The organism is Microbacterium sp., assembly GCF_031178445.1.
Classification (GTDB): domain Bacteria; phylum Actinomycetota; class Actinomycetes; order Actinomycetales; family Microbacteriaceae; genus Microbacterium.
This window is the reverse complement of record NZ_JAPSIY010000003.1, coordinates 330,378-349,044: the sequence shown is the minus strand read 5'-3', so window position 1 is coordinate 349,044 and position 18,667 is coordinate 330,378. Positions and strand designations below refer to the sequence as shown.

22 protein-coding genes and 1 tRNA gene are annotated in these 18,667 nt (G+C 69.3%); 10 read left to right on the top strand and 13 right to left on the bottom strand.

Features of this window, described 5'->3' with window-relative positions; translation table 11 throughout:
• Positions 1 to 76 precede the first annotated feature (76 nt).
• The 7 genes from RIN43_RS06730 to RIN43_RS06700 all read right to left on the bottom strand — a co-directional run bounded on the left by RIN43_RS06730 (position 77) and on the right by RIN43_RS06700 (position 4,910).
• A tRNA-Arg gene (locus tag RIN43_RS06730) sits at positions 77 to 149 on the bottom strand.
• 67 nt (positions 150 to 216) lie between these two features.
• Complete coding sequence (sufU, locus tag RIN43_RS06725; RefSeq protein WP_309128114.1) at positions 217 to 657, bottom strand: Fe-S cluster assembly sulfur transfer protein SufU; 441 nt, start codon at positions 655 to 657, stop codon at positions 217 to 219.
• Positions 654 to 1,955 (bottom strand): cysteine desulfurase, encoded by a 1,302-nt coding sequence (locus RIN43_RS06720; protein WP_309128113.1) that lies wholly within the window; start codon positions 1,953 to 1,955, stop codon positions 654 to 656. Before RIN43_RS06720 ends, sufU begins: the two co-directional genes overlap by 4 nt.
• Positions 1,956 to 2,016: 61 nt before the next feature.
• Complete coding sequence (locus tag RIN43_RS06715; protein WP_309128112.1) at positions 2,017 to 2,403, bottom strand: DUF1304 domain-containing protein; 387 nt, start codon at positions 2,401 to 2,403, stop codon at positions 2,017 to 2,019.
• Positions 2,404 to 2,441: 38 nt separating this feature from the next.
• A complete protein-coding gene (locus RIN43_RS06710; RefSeq protein WP_309128111.1) occupies positions 2,442 to 3,314 on the bottom strand; it encodes a type II CAAX prenyl endopeptidase Rce1 family protein in 873 nt (290 codons plus the stop codon).
• Entirely contained in the window at positions 3,311 to 4,036 is a 726-nt protein-coding gene (gene trmB, locus RIN43_RS06705) for a tRNA (guanosine(46)-N7)-methyltransferase TrmB (protein WP_309128110.1), read from the bottom strand. Before trmB ends, RIN43_RS06710 begins: the two co-directional genes overlap by 4 nt.
• Before the next feature lie 25 nt (positions 4,037 to 4,061).
• Positions 4,062 to 4,910 carry a DUF3097 domain-containing protein gene (locus tag RIN43_RS06700; protein ID WP_309128109.1) on the bottom strand — a complete coding sequence of 283 codons (849 nt, stop codon included), beginning with the start codon at positions 4,908 to 4,910 and terminating at the stop codon, positions 4,062 to 4,064.
• 122 nt (positions 4,911 to 5,032) lie between these two features.
• On the opposite strand from RIN43_RS06700, the gene RIN43_RS06695 reads away from it, so the two are divergent.
• From RIN43_RS06695 to RIN43_RS06680, 4 genes are all read left to right on the top strand, one after another.
• Positions 5,033 to 7,066 (top strand): TPM domain-containing protein, encoded by a 2,034-nt coding sequence (locus RIN43_RS06695; RefSeq protein WP_309128108.1) that lies wholly within the window; start codon positions 5,033 to 5,035, stop codon positions 7,064 to 7,066.
• Between the two features lie 57 nt (positions 7,067 to 7,123).
• Positions 7,124 to 7,864 (top strand): PspA/IM30 family protein, encoded by a 741-nt coding sequence (locus RIN43_RS06690; RefSeq protein WP_309128107.1) that lies wholly within the window; start codon positions 7,124 to 7,126, stop codon positions 7,862 to 7,864.
• Positions 7,865 to 7,925: 61 nt separating this feature from the next.
• Positions 7,926 to 8,723 carry an arginase family protein gene (locus RIN43_RS06685; protein ID WP_309128106.1) on the top strand — a complete coding sequence of 266 codons (798 nt, stop codon included), beginning with the start codon at positions 7,926 to 7,928 and terminating at the stop codon, positions 8,721 to 8,723.
• Entirely contained in the window at positions 8,720 to 9,169 is a 450-nt protein-coding gene (locus RIN43_RS06680; RefSeq protein WP_309128105.1) for a Fe-S oxidoreductase, read from the top strand. The genes RIN43_RS06685 and RIN43_RS06680 overlap by 4 nt, the downstream gene beginning before the upstream one ends.
• On the opposite strand, the gene RIN43_RS06675 is transcribed toward RIN43_RS06680, so the two are convergent.
• The 3 genes from RIN43_RS06675 to RIN43_RS06665 are packed head-to-tail and all read right to left on the bottom strand — an operon-like array spanning position 9,148 to position 10,505.
• Positions 9,148 to 9,621, bottom strand: a complete 474-nt coding sequence (locus tag RIN43_RS06675) for an SIP domain-containing protein (RefSeq protein WP_309128104.1) — start codon at positions 9,619 to 9,621, stop codon at positions 9,148 to 9,150. The two genes, RIN43_RS06680 and RIN43_RS06675, sit on opposite strands and share 22 nt — an antisense overlap.
• A gap of 39 nt (positions 9,622 to 9,660) precedes the next feature.
• Positions 9,661 to 10,365 carry a tyrosine-protein phosphatase gene (locus tag RIN43_RS06670; protein ID WP_309128103.1) on the bottom strand — a complete coding sequence of 235 codons (705 nt, stop codon included), beginning with the start codon at positions 10,363 to 10,365 and terminating at the stop codon, positions 9,661 to 9,663.
• Positions 10,362 to 10,505, bottom strand: a complete 144-nt coding sequence (locus tag RIN43_RS06665) for a hypothetical protein (protein WP_309128102.1) — start codon at positions 10,503 to 10,505, stop codon at positions 10,362 to 10,364. Before RIN43_RS06665 ends, RIN43_RS06670 begins: the two co-directional genes overlap by 4 nt.
• 161 nt (positions 10,506 to 10,666) lie before the next feature.
• On the opposite strand from RIN43_RS06665, the gene RIN43_RS06660 reads away from it, so the two are divergent.
• The 6 genes from RIN43_RS06660 to RIN43_RS06635 are packed head-to-tail and all read left to right on the top strand — an operon-like array spanning position 10,667 to position 16,596.
• A complete protein-coding gene (locus RIN43_RS06660) occupies positions 10,667 to 11,581 on the top strand; it encodes an alpha/beta hydrolase (protein WP_309128101.1) in 915 nt (304 codons plus the stop codon).
• 32 nt (positions 11,582 to 11,613) lie between these two features.
• Positions 11,614 to 13,149: an ABC transporter substrate-binding protein gene (locus RIN43_RS06655; RefSeq protein ID WP_309128100.1), complete on the top strand. Its 1,536-nt coding sequence runs from the start codon at positions 11,614 to 11,616 to the stop codon at positions 13,147 to 13,149.
• Between the two features lie 3 nt (positions 13,150 to 13,152).
• Positions 13,153 to 14,103: an ABC transporter permease gene (locus RIN43_RS06650; RefSeq protein WP_309128099.1), complete on the top strand. Its 951-nt coding sequence runs from the start codon at positions 13,153 to 13,155 to the stop codon at positions 14,101 to 14,103.
• A complete protein-coding gene (locus RIN43_RS06645; protein ID WP_309128098.1) occupies positions 14,100 to 14,999 on the top strand; it encodes an ABC transporter permease in 900 nt (299 codons plus the stop codon). Before RIN43_RS06650 ends, RIN43_RS06645 begins: the two co-directional genes overlap by 4 nt.
• The gene (locus tag RIN43_RS06640; RefSeq protein WP_309128097.1) at positions 14,996 to 15,802 is read left to right on the top strand and encodes an ABC transporter ATP-binding protein; all 807 of its coding nucleotides are present in this window, start codon (positions 14,996 to 14,998) and stop codon (positions 15,800 to 15,802) included. The genes RIN43_RS06645 and RIN43_RS06640 overlap by 4 nt, the downstream gene beginning before the upstream one ends.
• Positions 15,799 to 16,596 carry an ATP-binding cassette domain-containing protein gene (locus RIN43_RS06635; RefSeq protein WP_309128096.1) on the top strand — a complete coding sequence of 266 codons (798 nt, stop codon included), beginning with the start codon at positions 15,799 to 15,801 and terminating at the stop codon, positions 16,594 to 16,596. The genes RIN43_RS06640 and RIN43_RS06635 overlap by 4 nt, the downstream gene beginning before the upstream one ends.
• Positions 16,597 to 16,598: 2 nt before the next feature.
• Here the strand turns inward: RIN43_RS06635 and RIN43_RS06630 are convergent, their stop codons facing one another.
• Genes RIN43_RS06630 through RIN43_RS06620 form a run of 3 tightly spaced genes read right to left on the bottom strand, consistent with a single transcriptional unit; the run spans position 16,599 to position 18,582 of the window.
• The gene (locus tag RIN43_RS06630) at positions 16,599 to 17,102 is read right to left on the bottom strand and encodes an N-acetyltransferase family protein (RefSeq protein ID WP_309128095.1); all 504 of its coding nucleotides are present in this window, start codon (positions 17,100 to 17,102) and stop codon (positions 16,599 to 16,601) included.
• Positions 17,099 to 17,797, bottom strand: coding sequence for a uracil-DNA glycosylase (locus RIN43_RS06625; protein WP_309128094.1), 699 nt, complete (start codon positions 17,795 to 17,797; stop codon positions 17,099 to 17,101). Before RIN43_RS06625 ends, RIN43_RS06630 begins: the two co-directional genes overlap by 4 nt.
• Positions 17,797 to 18,582: an SDR family oxidoreductase gene (locus tag RIN43_RS06620; RefSeq protein ID WP_309128093.1), complete on the bottom strand. Its 786-nt coding sequence runs from the start codon at positions 18,580 to 18,582 to the stop codon at positions 17,797 to 17,799. The genes RIN43_RS06625 and RIN43_RS06620 overlap by 1 nt, the downstream gene beginning before the upstream one ends.
• Positions 18,583 to 18,667 lie beyond the last annotated feature (85 nt).

Here is an 18,667-nt window from a genome sequence, read left to right as displayed (position 1 = left end):
GCCGGCGGGGCCCGTCTGGGGTGGGGTGTAGAACGTCGAAGCGGGCCACCCTCCGGGCGGCCCGCTTCGACGTTCGTGCCCCCGACAGGAATCGAACCTGCGACCTACGGTACCGGAAACCGGCGCTCTATCCGCTGAGCTACGGAGGCGAACTCAATGAGCCTATCATTCGCGGACGCGCGCCCCGATCCACGCGCGCAGTCCGCGAGGATCGGATCAGCCCTTGCGCAGAGCGTCCTCCGCCGCCACCCAGGCGAGCATGGCGCACTTGACCCTCGCGACGTACTTCGACACTCCTCCAAGCGCCGCGGCATCACCGAGCAGCTCCGGGTCGGGCTCGATCCTGCCGCGCGAGCGCATGGCCTCGCGGAAGACGTCGATGCGCTGCGAGACCTCCGCCTCCGGCATCCCTTCGACGAGTTCGGCGAAGAGCGAAGCCGACGCCTGCGAGATCGCGCAGCCGTGCCCCTCCCACGCCACTGCTTCGATCGTGCCGTCCGCCGCACGGTGGATCTGCAGCGTGATCTCATCGCCGCACGTCGGGTTCACCTGGTGCGACTGTGCGGTCGTCTCGCCGCGCAATCCGTAACCGTGCGGCGATCGGGAGTGATCGAGGATCAGCTCCTGGTACAGACCCTGCATGTCGGATGAGGTCATCGTGCCCTCCCGAAGAACTCGACGGCCCGTATGACACCGGCGATCACGGCATCCACCTCATCGCGCGTCGTGTACACATACGCGCTGGCGCGTGTGGACGCGGTGATGCCCAAACGGCGATGCAGCGGCTGAGCGCAGTGATGCCCGACGCGCACCGCGATGCCGGAGTCGTCCAGGATCTGCCCGACGTCGTGCGCGTGAACGCCGGCGACGTCGAAACTCGCCAGCCCGACCCGCGACCGGCCGATACCGGCGCCCAGCACGCGCACGCCGTCGATCGCGGACAGTCCCTCGATCAGCGCCGCCCCCATCTCGGCTTCGTGCGCCGCGATCCGCGCCATGCCGATGGAATCGAGATATCGCACGGCTGCGGCGAGCGCGACGGCCTGGGAGACCCGCTGCGTGCCCGCCTCGAAGCGCTGCGGCGGAGGCAGATATGTCGCCTCGGTCGTGGTGACAGTCGTGATCATCGATCCGCCGGTGAGGAAGGGCGGCATCGCCTCGAGCAGCTCGCGCCGCCCGTACAGCGCGCCGATGCCTGTCGGGCCGAGCATCTTGTGCCCCGACAGCACGGCGAAGTCGACGTCCAGCGCGTGCAGATCCAGCGGAAGGTGCGGCGCCGACTGGCAGGCGTCGAGCAGCACCATGGCACCCACGTCGTGAGCGGCCGCGATGATCTGCTCGACAGGGTTGACGATGCCGAGCACGTTCGAGACGTGCGTCACGGCGACCATCCGCGTGCGCGGCCTGAGCAGGCGCGCGGCCTCCTCGAGACTCAGCGCACCGTCGTCGTCGAGCGGGATCACGCGCAGAGTGGCCCCCGTGCGAGCCGCGAGCTCCTGCCACGGGATCAGGTTGGCGTGATGCTCCATCTCCGTCGTCACGATCTCGTCGCCATCGCCGAGGCGAAGACGGTCGGATTCGGATCCACCGCGACCCATCGAGGCGTTCGACAGCGAGTAGGCGACCAGGTTGATCGCCTCGGTGGCGTTCGAGGTCCAGACGATCTCGTCGTCGTCGGCCCCGACGAACCGGGCAAGAGTCGTGCGCGCGTCTTCGAAGGCCTCGGTCGCCTCTGCGGCGAGAGTGTGCGCGCCGCGGTGCACGGCGGCGTTCAGCGTCGACAGATACTCGCGTTCCGCGTCCAGCACGGCCAGCGGCCTCTGCGAAGTCGCGCCCGAGTCGAGGTAGACGAGCGGATGCCCGTTCACCTGCGTCTCCAGGATCGGGAAATCGTCGCGGATGCGGCGGATCTCCGCGTCACTGAGCGCTTCGGCGGTCGCGGTCGGATTGTGCATCCTTCAAGCTTCTCATCCGCGCGCGCCGTCGGCACCGTCACCCGGCATCCGGGCGCCGCGGTCAGGCCACGGAGACGACGAGCGCGACGATGGCCAGCAGCGGCAGCCCGCCCTGCAGCAGTGCAGCCCGCAGCTTCGAGCCATCCGACAGCACCAGCACGAGCGCCGCGGCCGCCATAATCCCCGTCGCGGCGAGCGTGAGCGCGAGCCCTGCTGTGATCTGCCCGGCGGTGGCGAACGCGATCCCGGTGAACGCCGCGATGGCCAGGAAGAGGTTGTAGAAGCCCTGGTTGAAAGCCAGCTGGCGGGTGATGTGCGCATCCGCCTCGCTGCGCACGCCGAAGATGCGTCGCGTGGCCGGTGCGGTCCATCGCAGGGACTCCAGCACGAAGATGTAGACGTGGAAGGCGCCGCCGAGTGCGGCGAGGACCAGCCCTGCGATCAGCATCCGTCGATTCTCCTCCCCGCCGCCCGGCGGGACAACGCTCAGACCAGGAACAGGGGGAGCAGACCGGGGTTGTGCGCGTGCACGAGCACAGCGAACACCACGGCGTCGAACAGCAGATGCACCGTCACGACGTACGCCAACGAGTGGGTGCGAAGAAAGATGAAGCCCTGCAGCAGCGCGAACGGGATGGTGAGCACCGGACCCCACGCCCGATAGCCCAGCTCCCACAGGAACGACACGAACACGATCGCCTGCAGCACGTTGGCGACGGAGTCGGGGAAGTGTCGGCGCAGCAGTGCGAACACGGTGCAGATGAAGAACAGCTCGTCCCAGATGCCGACCGCTCCGACACCCACGAAGAGCCGGGCGATGAGATCCGGCGTGTCGACGACGGGCCAGTTCAGATAGACGCCGCTGGTGATGAAGTAGAAGGGGAGGATCAGCCAGCCCAGCACGAGCACGGCGACCAGCCACCCCCACTGCAGCCGCGTCCATCGGCGGTGCGCCCGCCAGGGGAACGAGATGGCCCTGTGGCGGAAGACGAACCGCGAGATCACATACGGAACCGCCACCGCTCCCCCGAGTGCGAGCGTGAAACGCAGCATCGCGAGGTTGTCGAGTTCTGCGGCAAGCGGGATGGCGTGCACGATGAGCAGGCCGATCGCGATCAGGCCGAGGTCGCGGGTCAGCGAGGGTCCGCGGTTCCCATCACCCGGATGCGGGCGCTCGGGCTGTGCTCCCGCGGCGACACGCATCGCCGCCGGCGACGACCGCTCGACCAGCACCCCGGCGCCGACGCCCGCCGCGAGCAGGATCCAGCCCGCCATGGTCCAGCCGAACACGAAGAACGCCGGCGCGGCCAGGCACACGAGCACGGCGGGTGCGAGGCTCCGCCACGCCGCGGCTGTCACGCCCCGCGCACCTTGCGATAGGTCAGGTCCCGGATCTCGCGGCCCTTCGCGATGCCCTTCCGTTCGAACGCCGTCATCACACGCCCCTCGAACCGCTCGGCCCAGTCACCGTCGAACGCCCGCTCGAACTGGGGTGACGCGTCCAGCACCTCGCGCATCTGCACGGCGTAATCCTCCCAGTCGGTGGCGAGGCGCAGCACTCCGTCGTCCGCGATCGCGCGAGCCGCCGTCGCCGGGAATCCTGTTCGCACGAGGCGACGCTTGGTGTGACGCTTCTTGTGCCAGGGGTCGGGGAAGAAGATCCACACCTCGGATGCCGCGCTCTCCGGCAGGAATGTCGACAGCACCTCGGGAGCATTCGCCTCGATTAGCCGTAGGTTGCGTGCACCCGCCTTGTCGGCGTCGAGCATGGTGCGGGCGAGCCCGGCACGGAAGACCTCGACCGCGAGGAAGTCGTCCTCGGGGCGGGCGGATGCCGCGGAGACGATGGCGTGTCCCTGGCCGGAGCCGATCTCGACGATCAACCGTGCCGTGCGTCCGTAAGCGGATGCCGGATCGAGCCGCGCGTCCGGGTGGACGGACGTGTGCGCGACGTCCCTCGGCACGTCGAGCAGATACCGAGGCGCGAGTTCGGCGAATGCCCGCTCCTGCGCCTCGGACATGCGGCCGCTGCGGCGTACGAAGGAGACCGGTTCGTCGCGGAAGGTGCGGGGTTCTGGCATCCCCCCAGGGTAGCGGAGCGGCGTGTCAGTGCCCTGCGCTCGGATCGGTGACGAAGTCGATGAGCTCCTCCACGCGCCCGAGCAGGGCGGGCTCCAGGTCGCGGAAGGTGGTCACCCTGGAAAGGATCCGCTTCCAGGCGTGCGCGATGTCGGTCTGGTCGTTCGCCGGCCAGCCGAACGCCCGACAGATGCCCGTCTTCCAATCGGTGCCGCGCGGAATCTGCGGCCACGCGCGGATGCCCATCGCCGCGGGCGTCACGCACTGCCACACGTCGATGAAGGGGTGCCCCACGATCTTCAGGTGCGCTCCGTGCGGACCGCGCATGATCCGCTCGACGACGCGCGACTCCTTCGAGCCGGGGACCAGGTGGTCGACCAGCACTCCGTAGCGCCGCGTACGATTCGGCGGCGCCTCAGCGAGGAGCTCGTCGAGCAGGTCGATGCCCTGCAGGTATTCGACGACCACTCCCTCGACACGAAGGTCGGCACCCCACACCTTCTCGACGAGTTCGGCGTCGTGCCGTCCCTCCACCAGGATGCGGCTGGGCAGGGCCACCCTGGCCCGATCGTCGGTGACCGCGAAGGACCCGGACGCGGTGCGACGGCTTCCCTGCGGCTTCGCCGAGGGCGCGACGAGCCGGACGGGCCGCCCTTCGATGAGGAATCCGCCGCCCAGCGGGAAGCTCCGCCGCCGCCCCTTCCAGTCCTCGAGTTCGACGAGCCCCGCCTCCACACGTGTGACTGCGCCGCAGTAGCCGTCCTCCGCGACCTCGACCACGAGGTCCTTCGCGGCCGGCACGTCACTCGCCTTCGCGAAGCCGCGCTCCCGCCATCCGGCGGCGAGCACGTCGGATCCGTACCTGTCGTCGTGCATGCCTTCCAGCGTATGCGGCTCCGCTGATGGCGAACGTTCTTCGGGCTGACGAAGCTGTCGCGTGTCGGGGCGAATGCATAGACTCGACCCATGGGGCTCGGCTGCCGGTCGGAGGGATCACTATGAGGTATCGGTGGCTGGCGCTGGTCGCGCTGACGGTCGGCACGGTGATGGGTGCGCTGACGGCCTCCGCAGCATCCGCCACCGATCCCGTCGACCTCGAGCCCGGCTACGTGACCGATGTCGTGGGGGTGCTGACCGCGAACGAGAAGCAGGCAGCGGAAGACCGGCTCCTCGAGCTCAGCACCCAATCGGATGCCTCGCTGTTCGTCGTGTTCGTCGACGAGTTCACCTCGCCGAGCGATCGCATCCAGTGGACGGACACTGTCGCGCAGAACAACAACCTCGGCGACGAGCAGTATCTGCTGGCCGTCGCCGTCGAACAGGGCGCCTATTACATCTCCGCCGGCGCAGGCGGCCCGATCGGCGACGGCCAGCTCGATGCCATCGAGCAGAAGATCCAGCCGCTGCTGTCGCAGGGCGACTGGGACGGGGCGATCATCCTCGCCGCAGACGAGATGCAGGGCGACGGGGGCGCCGGACTGCTGCGCGGAGTCCTGATCGTCGCCGGGATCGTCGTGGCGGCGCTGCTCGTCTGGCTCGTCACGCGCATCGTCATCCGCGCCCGGCGCGATGCCGAGATACGTCGCCGGGGTGCGATGCCTGCGAAACCCGATCCGAACGATCCCTTCTCGACCCTCACCGATGACCAGGTCGAGAGCCGAGCCGGATCGGCCATCGTGGAGGCGGACGACGCCATCACCTCCAGCAGAGAGGAACTCGGCTTCGCCGTCGCCCAGTTCGGCGAGGGCATCACCGCGCAGTTCAGCGCGGCGCTGGAGGCGGCGAAGGCGAAGATGGGCGAGGTCTTCGACCTCAAGCAGAAGCTGGACGACGCGGTCGAGGACACCGTCCACGACCGCCGCGCCTGGCACATCCGCATCATCGGGCTCTGCGAAGACATCGGCGAGATGCTCGACCAGAACACCGAGGCGTTCGACGAACTGCGCGGGCTCGCCGCGAACGCGCCGGCAGAACTCGAGCGGGTGCGCGGGGAACGGGCCGCGCTGCAGCCGCTTCTCGACGGGGCGCAGCCGGCCCTGCAATCGCTGATGGAGAGCTATGACGCGGCCGCACTCAGCACGATCGCCGACAACCCGAGCCAGGCGAACGAACGCGCAGCGCTCGCCGACCGGTCGATCGACGCCGCGGCTGCGGCGATCGGCGTCGACAACACCGGTGAAGCGGCGTTCGCGATCCGTACAGCCGAGCAGTCGGTCGCCCAGGCCGCGCAGCTCGTGCAGGCGATCACCTCGCTCGCGGAAGAGCTCGCCGGCATCGAGAAGCAGGCTCACGAGCTCATCGACGAGCTGCAGCGCGACATCGCCGCATCCGGAGAGCTGCCTGACCCCGCCTGCACCGTCGCCGCCGCAGCAGCGGCCGCGACGAGGCAGCTGCAGCAGGCGCAGACCGACCTGTCGAGCTCGGCCCGCAATCCCCAGCGCATGCTGGACGCTCTGACGACGGCCGACACGCAGATCGACGCGGCGATCGCGGAGAGCCAGGAGAGCGTGCGTCGCGCTCAGCGCGCGCAGCAGATGCTCGAGCAGACCATCACCCAGGCGAACTCCGAGATCCGTGCCGCACGAGACTTCATCGAGACCAGGCGGGGCGTCGTCGGTCCCACCGCGCGGACGCGTCTGTCGCAGGCTCAGGAGGCGCTCTCGCAGGCGATCGGTCTCGCTTCGACGAACCAGAGCGAAGCTCGTTCGGCCGCGGACCGCGCGCGACAGCTCGCAGCGCAGGCCACGGCGTCGGCGCGCGCAGACATCGAGGCCGCGGACCCGAACCGCTACAACGAGACCTGGGGCGGCGGCTGGGGCGGCGGCCCGTTCGGGTCGAGCTCCGGCGGCGGCTCCGGCCTCGCCGGCGACATCCTCGGCGGAATCATCGGCGGCCTGCTCTCGGGAGGCGGTTCGTCACGCAGCAGCGGCCGCAGCAGCTGGCGTTCGAGCGGAGGGTTCCGCAGCTCCGGCTTCGGCGGAGGTGGTCGCTCGTCCGGCCGCAGCGGGCGCTCCGGAGGTGGTCGCTTCTGACCCCTCGTCCCCCACAATCCGACCACTCCACACCCTCCCTCTGAAAGGAAGAACCACATGGCCAAGGAATCCATCTTCGGGCGCATCTCCACGCTCGTCCGCGCCAACATCAACGCACTCCTCGACCAGGCCGAGGACCCGCAGAAGATGCTCGACCAGCTGGTGCGCGACTACACCAACAACATCGCCGACGCCGAGTCGGCGATCGCAGAGACGATCGGGAACCTGCGCCTGCTCGAACGCGACCACGAAGAGGACGTGCGGGCCGCCGCCGAGTGGGGCAACAAGGCGCTGGCCGCCAGCCGCAAGGCGGACGAGCTGCGCACGGCCGGCAGCACCGCCGACGCAGACAAGTTCGACAGCCTCGCCAAGATCGCGTTGCAGCGCCAGATCAGCGAGGAGCGCGAGGCGAAGGCGGCCGAGCCGCAGATCGCCGCGCAGACCGAGATCGTCGACAAGCTCAAGAGCGGCCTCAACGGGATGAAGGAGAAGCTCGAGCAGCTCAGGGCGAAGCGCAGCGAGCTGCTCGCGCGCGCCAAGGTCGCCGAGGCGCAGACCAAGGTGCAGGACGCGATCGGCTCGATCAACGTGCTCGACCCGACGAGCGAGCTCGGTCGCTTCGAAGACAAGATCCGCCGCCAGGAGGCCATCGCGCAGGGCAAGGCCGAGATCGCGGCGTCCTCGCTCGACGCGCAGTTCGAGAGCCTCGAGGACCTGGGCGAGCTGACCGAGGTCGAGGCCCGCCTCGCCGAGCTCAAGGCAAGCGGCAAGCCGCAGGCCGCGATCGAAGCAGAGTGACGCGCGGGGCGGGTGCCGGCATCCGGCATCCGCCCTGCCCCTTCTCCGGTCGGAGAACCGCATGACCAGATTCCTCATCGCCCCGCAATGGCAGGGCTCGCCCGCGGCACGGGCGATGCTGCTCGTGGACGGCGCCGGCGCCATCGCCGGCGATCTTCCCCGCAAGGACACCGTGGCCCTGGACGTGCCGCTCGAGGCAGGCGAGTCGCTTGGCACCGGCGTGCATCGACTGAGTTCGCTGCTGCGCGTGCGCGAGCTCGTGCGAGACGCCTGGCAGCCGGGCACCGTCGTCATCGGCGGCGACTGCAGCGTGAGCGTGTTCGCCCTGTCCGCGCTGCGCACGCTCGATGACCTCGCTCTGCTCTGGTGCGATGCCCACCCCGACATCAACGATCCCGAGACGTCTCCGTCAGGCGCGTTCTCGGGCATGGCCCTGCGCGCCATCCTCGGTGAGGGCGAGAAGCAGCTCGCGCTGGCGCCGGGACTGCCCAGGTCACGTGTCGTCATGCTCGGCGCCCGCAGCATCGACCCCGGGGAGAGCCAGGAGGTCTCGCAGCTCTCCCTGATACCGCCGGCCCAGGTCGAACCGGACGCGGTGGCGGCGGCGATGCGCGACACCGGCGCCTCCAGGGCATGGGTGCACATCGACGTCGACGTCCTCGACCCGGCGGAGTTCGACGGCGTGTCGTCTCCGTTGCCCTTCGGCGTGACGGCTGCCGCGCTCACCGCGGCGATCAAGGCGGTCCGAGCCGAGATGCCGCTGGCGGGTGCCACGATCGCCGGTTTCGCACCGCGCAGTCCCTCGGATGCCGTGCATGACATGGGCACGATCCTCCGCTTGATCGGCGCCGTCGCATGACCGAGGCGTGGCGCATCGAGGCCGAGCGCGTACTCGCCGCCGGGCGGCGCGCCGATCGGCGCATCCCGTCTTTCCTGCTGCGCTCCCCCGTCAGCGACCTCGGCTACAGATGGGGCACCGCCGTCGGGTTCCTCTGGGGATCGCTGTGGAGCACAGGTCCGGTGCGACGACGCGCCGGGCTGTGGGTGTTCCGCGGAATGCCGTCGTGGACCTTCGGCCGCGGCGGAGTCTGCGTCGGCGAGTGCTACCTCACAGGCGATGCGGATCCCTCGGATGCCGTGCTGCGGCATGAGGTCGTGCACAGCAGGCAGTGGAGGCGCTACGGGTTTCTGATGCCCTTCCTGTACCTGCTCGCGGGGCGTGACCCGCTGCGCAACCGCTTCGAGATCGAGGCGGGGCTGGAGGACGGCGGCTACGTGCCGCGTCAGCGCGTGAGAAGGCCGTAGCGCGCAGGCGCGTCGATCGCGTCGGCGGGCAGTCCGAGTCCGTCGGTCAGGTGCTCGACGATGTCGGCGGTGCTCAGGTACCCGCCGAGCAGGATCACCTCTGTGCGCAGCGAGTCGACGTCGCCGCACAGCATCTCGTCGGCCCAGGCGTTGGCAGCCCTGGTGAGAGCCTGCCCCGCGACGCATCTCGAACCGGTGCCCGGCGCCCCGCTGCGACGCGAGCGCGGCAACCAGGAGACGGTCATGCGCGGCGGGGCGGCGACGACGCTCACGGCGTCGCTGTCGGGGACTTCGATGAAGACTCGGCCGACAGCGCACAGCGGCAGCGTCGCCAGCACCGCCTCGAGCTCGGCGAGGGAATGCTCGTCGGCCGTGATCAGGTGCTGCACGCGCGGTCGACGGGACGCACGGCGCGCGGCGCGGGCGCCTGCGGAGGTCTCGACGATGCTCATGATGAAGCCAGTGTATCACCAGCGAAGGGTTGCCTTACCTCACTCGAGCAGTGCGCGCCCCAGCGCGTCCAGCTCGGCATCCGTCATCCCCATCGCACGCAGGTAGCCGGCGATCGAGCCGTGACGCTGGTCGATGCCTGCCAGCAGCCTCCGCATCACCGGCGCCGGAGACTCCGTCGCCAATTCGATCGCGTGCCGCGCGTCTGGCATGTGGGTGCGGAAGTAGTCCACGATCGCCTTGGTCCGCTCCGCGGGCATCTGAGAAGCGGTGAGCGCGTAGTCATCGATCACCGCTTCTCGGTCCACGCCGACCGCCGACAGCGCCAGCGCGACGGTCACTCCGGTCCTGTCCTTCCCCACCGTGCAGTGCACGAGTGTGGGCTCTCCCGCGGCGATGATGCGGATCGCCGCGACGAGGCGGTCGGCCGCGTCGTCGACGAGGTGGCGGTACATCCCCTCGAGGCTCATGTCGTCGGCGAAGAAGGAGGCGGCCGAGCCGAGGAACAGCGGGATGCGGGTCGTACGCACCCCGGTGAGGGCGGACGGCTCTGCGAGGACTTCGGTATCGTCGCGCAGGTCGATCACGTGCCGAACACGCGCACGCAGAATCTCCTCGCCTTCCGGTCGCAGGCGTGCGAGGTTCCCGGAGCGCAGCAGGACGCCCGCTCGCACGCGAGACGCGCCGGCCGGCAGACCGCCGACATCGCGCAGGTTGGCGACGCCCGGGATGCTGAGCGCGCTCACCGCGACGCGCACGCCTTCATCGGATGGCGACCCGCGACGATGCGGTTGGCGCAGCTCTCGCCGACGGTGTTCGAGAACGCATCCAGCGCCTGATATGCGGCAGGCTCCGTCTTGCAGAGATGCACCTGGGTAACGCTCATGGCTACAGCCTATTCGGCGACGACCTGCGCCGCGCCACCGACCATTGAAATGCAGATGGGCAATTCACTGCCACGAACACTTCGCTTAATGCTCAGTCGATCGAGACTGTGTCGGACACTTCGCTCGCGCATTTCGTCTGAGCTCGGCACAAGAGCAGAATATGCCCGTGGTCGAAGACACCAGTGAGTTCCGCTACCTGCCCGGTCAGGCTGCCGCGTTCGGCACCTCCACTCCGGAAGCGAGCCGGGTCTCGCTGTCACTTGCGGACGGCCGGACGCTGAGCGCGCTGCGCTACGGCACGGGCGAGCCTGAAGTGACCTTCGTGCACGGAGCTGGCCTAAACGCGCACACCTGGGATGCAGTGGTGCTGCTCCTCGGACGTCCGGCCGTCGTGCTGGATCTCGCCGGACACGGCGATTCTTCCTGGCGCGACGACGCGGACTACTCCCCCAGCACGCTCGCGCACGACGTCGCCGCCGGCCTGCAGGCCTGGGCCGCGCGGCCGCAGGTCCTGGTGGGGCACTCGCTCGGAGGACTCGTGGCAGCGTCTGTCGCAGCCAGGCATCCCGCCCTCGTGCGGGAGCTCGTGCTGGTCGACGTCGTTCCGGGCCTCGACACGGATGCGGCGCCGTCGATCCTTCGCGAGTTCTACTCCGGCGCAACGGACTTCGCATCCCGCGAGGATGCCGTCGAGCGGGCGCAGGCCTTCGGCTTCGGCGGCTCGCGCGCCGACACCGAGCGCGGCGTCTTCTTCAACACCCGCGTGCGCGATGACGGGCGCGTGGAATGGAAGCACCATTTCGCCCACATCATCGGTCACGCCTTCGACGCGCTGCAGAGCGCGAACTCCGATGCCACCCACGACCCCTGGGCCGATCTCACCGCCGTCAGCGCGCCGGTCACGCTCATCCGCGGTGAGAAGGGCTTCCTCCAGGCATCCGATGTCGCCTCGTTCGAACGCCGGATGCCGGACGCCGCCGTTCTCACCGTCGCAGCGGGGCACAACGTGCAGGAGACCGCGCCCGCGTCGATCGCATCCCTCGTCACCGAAGCCCTCGTGCGCTCCGCGCGCTGACCCCTCACAGCCCTCAGAGAGGACGCCCGACCATGTCCCGACACACCAAGTCCGCCCGCGCTTCACGGCTCGCGCTGATTGGCGCGATCGCCGCAGGCGCGATGGCGCTCAGCGCCTGCACGGGATCTCCGGCGCCGGAGCCGACCGCAGGTGCCGGCGCTCCCGACCCCGATGCGAGCCTTTCGGTGGGCCTCGTGCTCGAGCCGACCAACCTGGACATCCGGCACACCAGCGGTGCCGCGCTCGAGCAGATCCTCGTCGACAACATCTACGAGGGGCTGGTCACCCGCACGCAGGACAATGAGGTCGAGCCGCGGCTCGCGGCCGACTACGAGGTCTCCTCCGACGGCCTCACCTACACCTTCACATTGAACGACGGCATCACCTTCCACGACGGGACGGCGCTGACTTCGGCCGACGTCGTCGCGTCCTACCAGACCGTGAAGACGGATGCATCCGTGCAGGGCAATGCCGAGTTCGCCGGCGTCGCCACGATCACCGCACCCGACGCGAAGACCGTCGTGATCACCCTCACCGAACCCGACCAGAACTTCCTGTTCACGCTGACCGGCCCGGCCGGCCTGGTGTTCAAATCGGGTGATGAGACCGATCTGAAGGCCGCGGAGAACGGCACCGGACCGTTCACGCTCGAGCGCTGGGCCAAGGGCAGCACGATCACCTTCGCCCGCTTCGACGAGTACTGGGGCGAGAAGGCCGGGGTCGCCGAGGTCGTGTTCCACTACATCCCCGACTTCACAGCCGGCGTCAACGCCGCACTCGACGGCACGTTGGACGTGCTGACCGCCGTCGATCCCAATCTCGTCTCGCAGCTCGAGGAGACCGGCGAGTTCCTGACCACCACCGGTCGAACGACCGACAAGGCCACCCTCGCCTTCAACAACGGGAAGGCGCCCCTCGACGACGTTCGCGTGCGCGAGGCGCTCCGTCTGGCCATCGACCACGAAGGGCTGGTGGAGGCGGTCGGAGCTGGGACGACGCTGTACGGCCCGATCCCGGAGCTCGATCCCGGTCACGAGGATCTGTCGGACGTGGCGCCGTACGACCCCGCGAGGGCGCAGCAGCTGCTGGAGGAGGCGGGGCACGAGAAGCTGGACCTGACCCTGACCATCCCGTCGTTCTACGGCACGACGGTGGCACAGGTGCTCATCTCGGACTTCGCGAAGGTCGGGGTGACGCTCGAAGTCGACCGCGTCGAGTTCGCCACCTGGCTGGAGGACGTCTACACCAACCGCGACTACGACCTCAGCTTCGTGCTGCACGTCGAGCCGCGCGACTTCGTGAACTTCGCGAACCCCGACTACTACTTCGGCTACGACAACGCCGAGGTGCAGGAGCTGTACGCCCGGTCGCAGAAGGAGCTGGATGCCGAGAAGTCGGCAGAGCTTCTCGCCCAGGCCGCACGGATCGTCTCCGAGGAGCACGCCGCCGACTGGCTGTACAACGGCGAGACGATCACGGCGCTGAGCCCCGCGGTCTCCGGCTTCCCGCAGGATTCCATCAACTCTCGCATCGATCTGGCGGGCGTGACCGAAGCCGCAGCCGGCTGACACATGTTCCGATACGCGCTCACACGAGGAGCCCTGCTCATCGCAGGGCTCCTCGTGTCGAGCGCGCTGATCTTCCTCACGCTGCGCGTGCTTCCGGGCGACGTGGCGCAGCTGATCGCCGGCACCCAAGCGGGGCCGGAACAGGTCGCGGCGGTGCGCGAATCGCTGGGTCTGGACAGGCCCCTGATCAGCCAGTATCTGGACTGGATCGGTGGCGTGCTGCGGGGCGATCTCGGCACCTCGCAGCTCAGCGGCGCATCGGTCGGCGCCGAACTCGTCGAGAAGGCCCGTGTCACCGTTCCTCTCGGGCTCATGGCGCTGACCATCGCCCTGCTGATCGCTGTGCCGTTCGGCATCCTGGCGGCATTGCTGCGCGGGCGTGCGAGTGGAGCGAGCATGAGCTTCACCGCCCAGGCCGTGGCCGCCGTCCCCGTGATCTGGGCCGGGATGATGCTGGTCGTCGTCTTCGCGCACTGGCTGGGCTGGCTCCCCGCCCAAGGATTCCCTCGCACCGGCTGGTCGACCCCGGTGCGCGCGTTCGAGGCGCTGCTGCTGCCGGCGCTCACGATCGGCATCGTCGAGGGAGCCATGCTCATGCGGTTCGTACGCAGCGCGACGCTGCAGGCCGCCGGGCAGGACTTCGTCCGCACGGCGGCCGCGAAGGGGCTCACCCGCCGCCAGGCCCTGGTGCGGCACGGCATCCCCGCCGTCGGCCTTTCGATCATCACAGTGCTCGGGCTGCAGGTCGCGGGCATCATCGTCGGTTCGGTGGTGATCGAACAGCTGTTCACGCTGCCGGGCATCGGCAGGATGCTGGTCGCCGATGTCGGCACTCGCGATCTCGTGAAGGTGCAGGGGGATCTGCTCGTGCTGACAGGTTTCGTGCTGATCGTCGGTTTCGTCGTGGACCTGATCCACCACGCGATCGACCCGCGCCAGAGGGAGTCGGGATGACGACCGTGCAGGGTCGTCAGCGCCGGTGGGCTCCCCGCTGGCTTCGCGCGCTGCTGTCCTCCGGGCCCGGCAGGTTCGGGGTCGCGGTCGTGCTGGTCATCGCCCTCACGGCGGCGGTCGCCACGTTCTGGACCCCGTTCGACCCGATGCTCGCCGACGTCCGCGGGCGGTGGGCCGCACCGGGGTTCCCGCACGTCCTGGGCACCGACGGCACCGGCCGCGACATCCTGAGCCTGCTGATGGCGGGTGCACGCACCACCGCGTTCGTCGCCGTCGGCGCCGGCGTGGTCGCGACGCTCGTGGGTGTGCTGCTGGCGGCGCTCGGCGCCCTCACCGCTCGCTGGATGCGCGAGACGGTCGCTGTTCTGGTCGACATCCTCATCGCCTTCCCCGTGCTGATGATTGCGATGATGATCTCGGCGGTCTGGGGCGGCTCGCTGTGGGTCGTGGTGTTCGCCGTCGGCATCGGCTTCGGCGTGAGCATCGCCCGCGTCACCCGCCCTGAACTGCGCCGTGTGCAGCAGAGCGACTTCGTGCTCGCCGGCCGGGCGAACGGACTGACCTCGGGACAGAGTCTCGTTCATCACCTGCTGCCCAACATCGCACCCGTCTTCATCGTGCAGCTGTCCTGGTCCATGGCAGTCGCAGTGCTGGCCGAGGCGGGACTGTCGTACCTGGGGTTCGGCGCCTCGCTCGCGGATGCGTCGTGGGGAGTGCTGCTGGCCGATCTGCAGCGTTACATCGGCGTGCATCCGCTCACCGTCGTGTGGCCCGGTCTCGCCATCACCATCACCGTGCTCGGTCTCAACCTGCTCGGCGACGCCCTGCGCGAGGCCACCGATCCGACGCTCTCGCACCGTTCGGCCGAGACCCACACCCCTGGGGTGGTCGCATGAGTCTGGTGGTCAGCGACCTGGTCATCGAGATCGACGGAAGGCACGTCGTCGACGGCATCTCATTCGAGGTGGCGGACGGCGAGAGATTCGGCCTGATCGGCGAGTCCGGATCGGGCAAATCACTGACCGCGCTCGCTGTGATGGGGCTGCTTCCCGAACAGGCGACCGTGCGGGGCAGCATCCGGTGGGACGGTGCGGAGCTGATCGGAATGCCCGACCGGCAGCTCGCCGAGTTGCGCGGGGACGAGATCGGCATGGTGTTCCAGGAGCCGCGCACCGCGCTCAACCCCATCCGCACGGTCGGGCGGCAGATCGCCGAGTCCGTTCGCATCCACGAGCGCCTCGGCCGCCGCGACGCGCGGCTGCGAGCAGTCGCCGAGGCCGCGCGGGTTCTGCTGCCCGACCCCGAGAGCATCGTGGACCGCTACCCCCACCAGCTCTCCGGCGGGCAGCGGCAGCGAGTGGCTATCGCGGCGGCGCTCGCCTGCCGACCGCGGCTGCTGATCGCCGACGAGCCGACGACGGCTCTCGATGTGACGATCCAGGCCGACATCCTCCGGCTGCTGCTCTCGCTCGTGGAGGAACAGGGCATGTCGCTGCTCTTCATCACCCACGACCTGGCCGTGCTCTCGCAGATCGCGACGCACGGCATCGTGCTCGAGCACGGCCGGATCGCGGAGTCGGCTCCGGTTTCAACGCTGCTCTCGGCGCCCTCCTCCCCCGTCACGCAGGCCCTGCTGCGCGATGCCACCGCGACGCTGTGGCGCCCCGACGACTCCACGGAAGGAGGACGTCCCATATGAGCTTGATCGTCGCCGAGGATCTGAGCCGCATCTTCCCGCTTCCCACGCGCACGCTCTTCGAGCGGCCGCGTGCCACGACGGCCCTGCACCCCACCGATCTGTCCATCTCGGCCGGAGAGTCCGTCGGGATCATCGGCGAATCCGGCTCCGGCAAGTCGACTCTCATGCGCCTCCTGCTCGGCCTCGACCGACCCACGACCGGGAGGATCCTCGTGGACGGCAGGGAGGTAGATGCGACCGCACCCGCGCGCTCACTTCACTGGCTGCGCAGGCAGACCGGACTCGTGTTCCAGGATCCGTACGCCTCCCTCGACCCGCGTATGAGCGTCGGGCGCATCATCGCCGAGCCCCTGTGGGCGCTGAACATCGAGGGCGACCACCGCGCGCGGGTCGGCGAGGTGCTGCAGCAGGTCGGTCTGGACGCCGAGATGGCCGAACGCCACCCGCATGAGTTCTCCGGCGGTCAACGGCAGCGCATCGCACTCGCCCGCGCGATCGTCCACCGGCCGCGGATCCTCGTCGGCGATGAGCCGCTGTCGGCCCTCGACGTGACGGTGCGCGCCCAGATCCTCGAGCTGCTCGAGCAGCTGCGTAGCGAGCAGGAGCTTACGCTGATCGTGGTCTCGCATGACATCGGAGTCGTGCAGAACCTCGCAGACACGGTGGTGGTGATGAAAGACGGCAGGATCGTGGAACGCGGCGCCACGGATGCCGTGCTGCGGCATCCGTCGGACGACTACACCAAGGCGCTTCTCGCCGCGATCCCCGTGATACCGAGGACGCCACCGGACTGAGGTCAGAGAGAGCGCTGCAGGAAGAAGACGCCCAGGTCGCGTCCGAACTTCACGCCGACGCGCTGAAGCGCACCCGCATCCGTGAAACCCGCGCCGCGGTGCAGGGCGACCGAGGCCTCCGCACCCTGATCCGCGATGACGGCGATGACCTCCCGCAAGCCCGATTCAGAGCACGCCGAGAGGAACTCGGCGAGAAGGAGCCTGCCGATGCCGCGCCCGGCCGCGGAAGGTGCGAGGTAGATGGAGTTCTCGATCGTGAACCGGTACGCGGACTTCGGCGACCACGGCTGACCGAGCGCGTAGCCGAGCAGTTCGCCCGCATCCGTCTCGGCGACGAGGAACGGGATGCCTGCGGCATCGATCCGAGCCTTCTTCTCCGCCCACGCCTCCGAGGTCGTCTCGACCTCGTCGAACGTCGCTGTGGAATCGCGCACGTAATGGTTGTAGATCTCGCAGACGGCCGGCAGGTCGGCATCCGTCGCCGGACGGATGCGGACGCCGTTCATGCCTCACCGTCCACGCGCCAGTCGATGGATCCGGCGCCCTGCCCCTCGAGCAGGGCGTTGGCCCGCGAGAACGGGCGCGAGCCGAAGAATCCCCGGCTCGCCGAGAGCGGCGAGGGATGCGCCGACTCGATCGAGGGCGTACTGCCGAGCAGCGGCTTGAGTCCGGCGGCGTCCCGACCCCACAGGATGGCGACGAGCGGCGTGCCGCGCGCGACCAGGGCCCGGATGGCGAGCTCGGTCACCTTCTCCCACCCCCACCCACGGTGCGATGCCGGGCTGCCGGGCCGCACGGTGAGCACCCTGTTCAGCAGCAGCACCCCCTGGTCGCTCCAGGCGCTCAGGTCGCCGTGCGGCGCGGGCGGGATGCCGAGGTCGGAATGGCGTTCCTTGTAGATGTTGCCGAGGCTGCGCGGCAGGGGCCGCACGTGCGGATCGACGGCGAACGACAGCCCGATCGGATGACCAGGTGTGGGGTACGGGTCCTGGCCCGTGATCAGCACCCGCACGTCCGAGAGCGGACGCCGGAAGGCGCGCAGCACGTCGGTTCCTGCGGGCAGATAGCCCCTGCCCGCGCTCTGCTCGGCGCGCAGCCGTTCTCCGAGTTCTGAGATGAGCGGCTGCGCCGGCTCGAGCGCAACGGCCCATCCCGGGTCGAGCTGCCCGTCCGCCGCCAGGTCGGCGAGGCTCCTCGGCATCAGTCGACGTCGGTGCGCACGTGCAGTGGTCCGCGTGCCAGCAGGTGCTGAGCCGACTGCGCGAGCGGCCGCATCGTCACCAGGTCCAGGTTCACCCGGCGCGGCGCGTTCAGCGCGTAGGCGATGAGGTCGGCGACGTCCTCGGCGAGCAGCGGCTCCTCGACGCCGGCGTACACCGCGTCGGCGGCGACGCGGTCGCCACCCAGCCGGTTCAGCGTGAACTCCTCGGTGTGCACCATGCCAGGTGCGACCTCGACCACGCGGATCGGCTCGCCGTTCAGCTCCTGGCGCAGCACCTTCACGAGCATCGCCTCGGCGGCCTTGGCCGCGTTGTAACCGGCCCCGCCGGGATACGCCACCTGCGCAGCGGTCGAAGTCACGAACACCGTGTCTGCGTGACCGTCGGCCTCGGCGGCCCTGCGCAGCAGCGGCAGCATCCCCGACACCAGCCTCTGCGTGGACAGCACATTGGCGTCGTACATCCACTGCCAGTCCGAGATCGATCCGTCCTCCACGCTGTCCGTGCCGCGGGCGCCGCCGGCGACCTGCACAAGTGCGTGCACAGGGCCGCTCCGGTCGAGCTCCTCGATCAGCGCCGCCACCGCATCCGCATCCGTCAGGTCGCACGCGACCGCACTCGACCCCGTCTCGGCGGTGAGCGCCTCAAGACGGTCGGCGCGACGCGCCACCCCGACGACATCCCAGCCCTGAGCGCGCAGGACGCGCACAGTCGCCTCTCCGATCCCGGTACTCGCCCCGGTCACCACGGCACGTCTGTTCACCATGCTTCCACCGTACGACCTTTCACCGCCGTGCCCCACTCCTGAGAGTTACATCACACCCTGGGACTGTTACGTCACATTTCCGGAC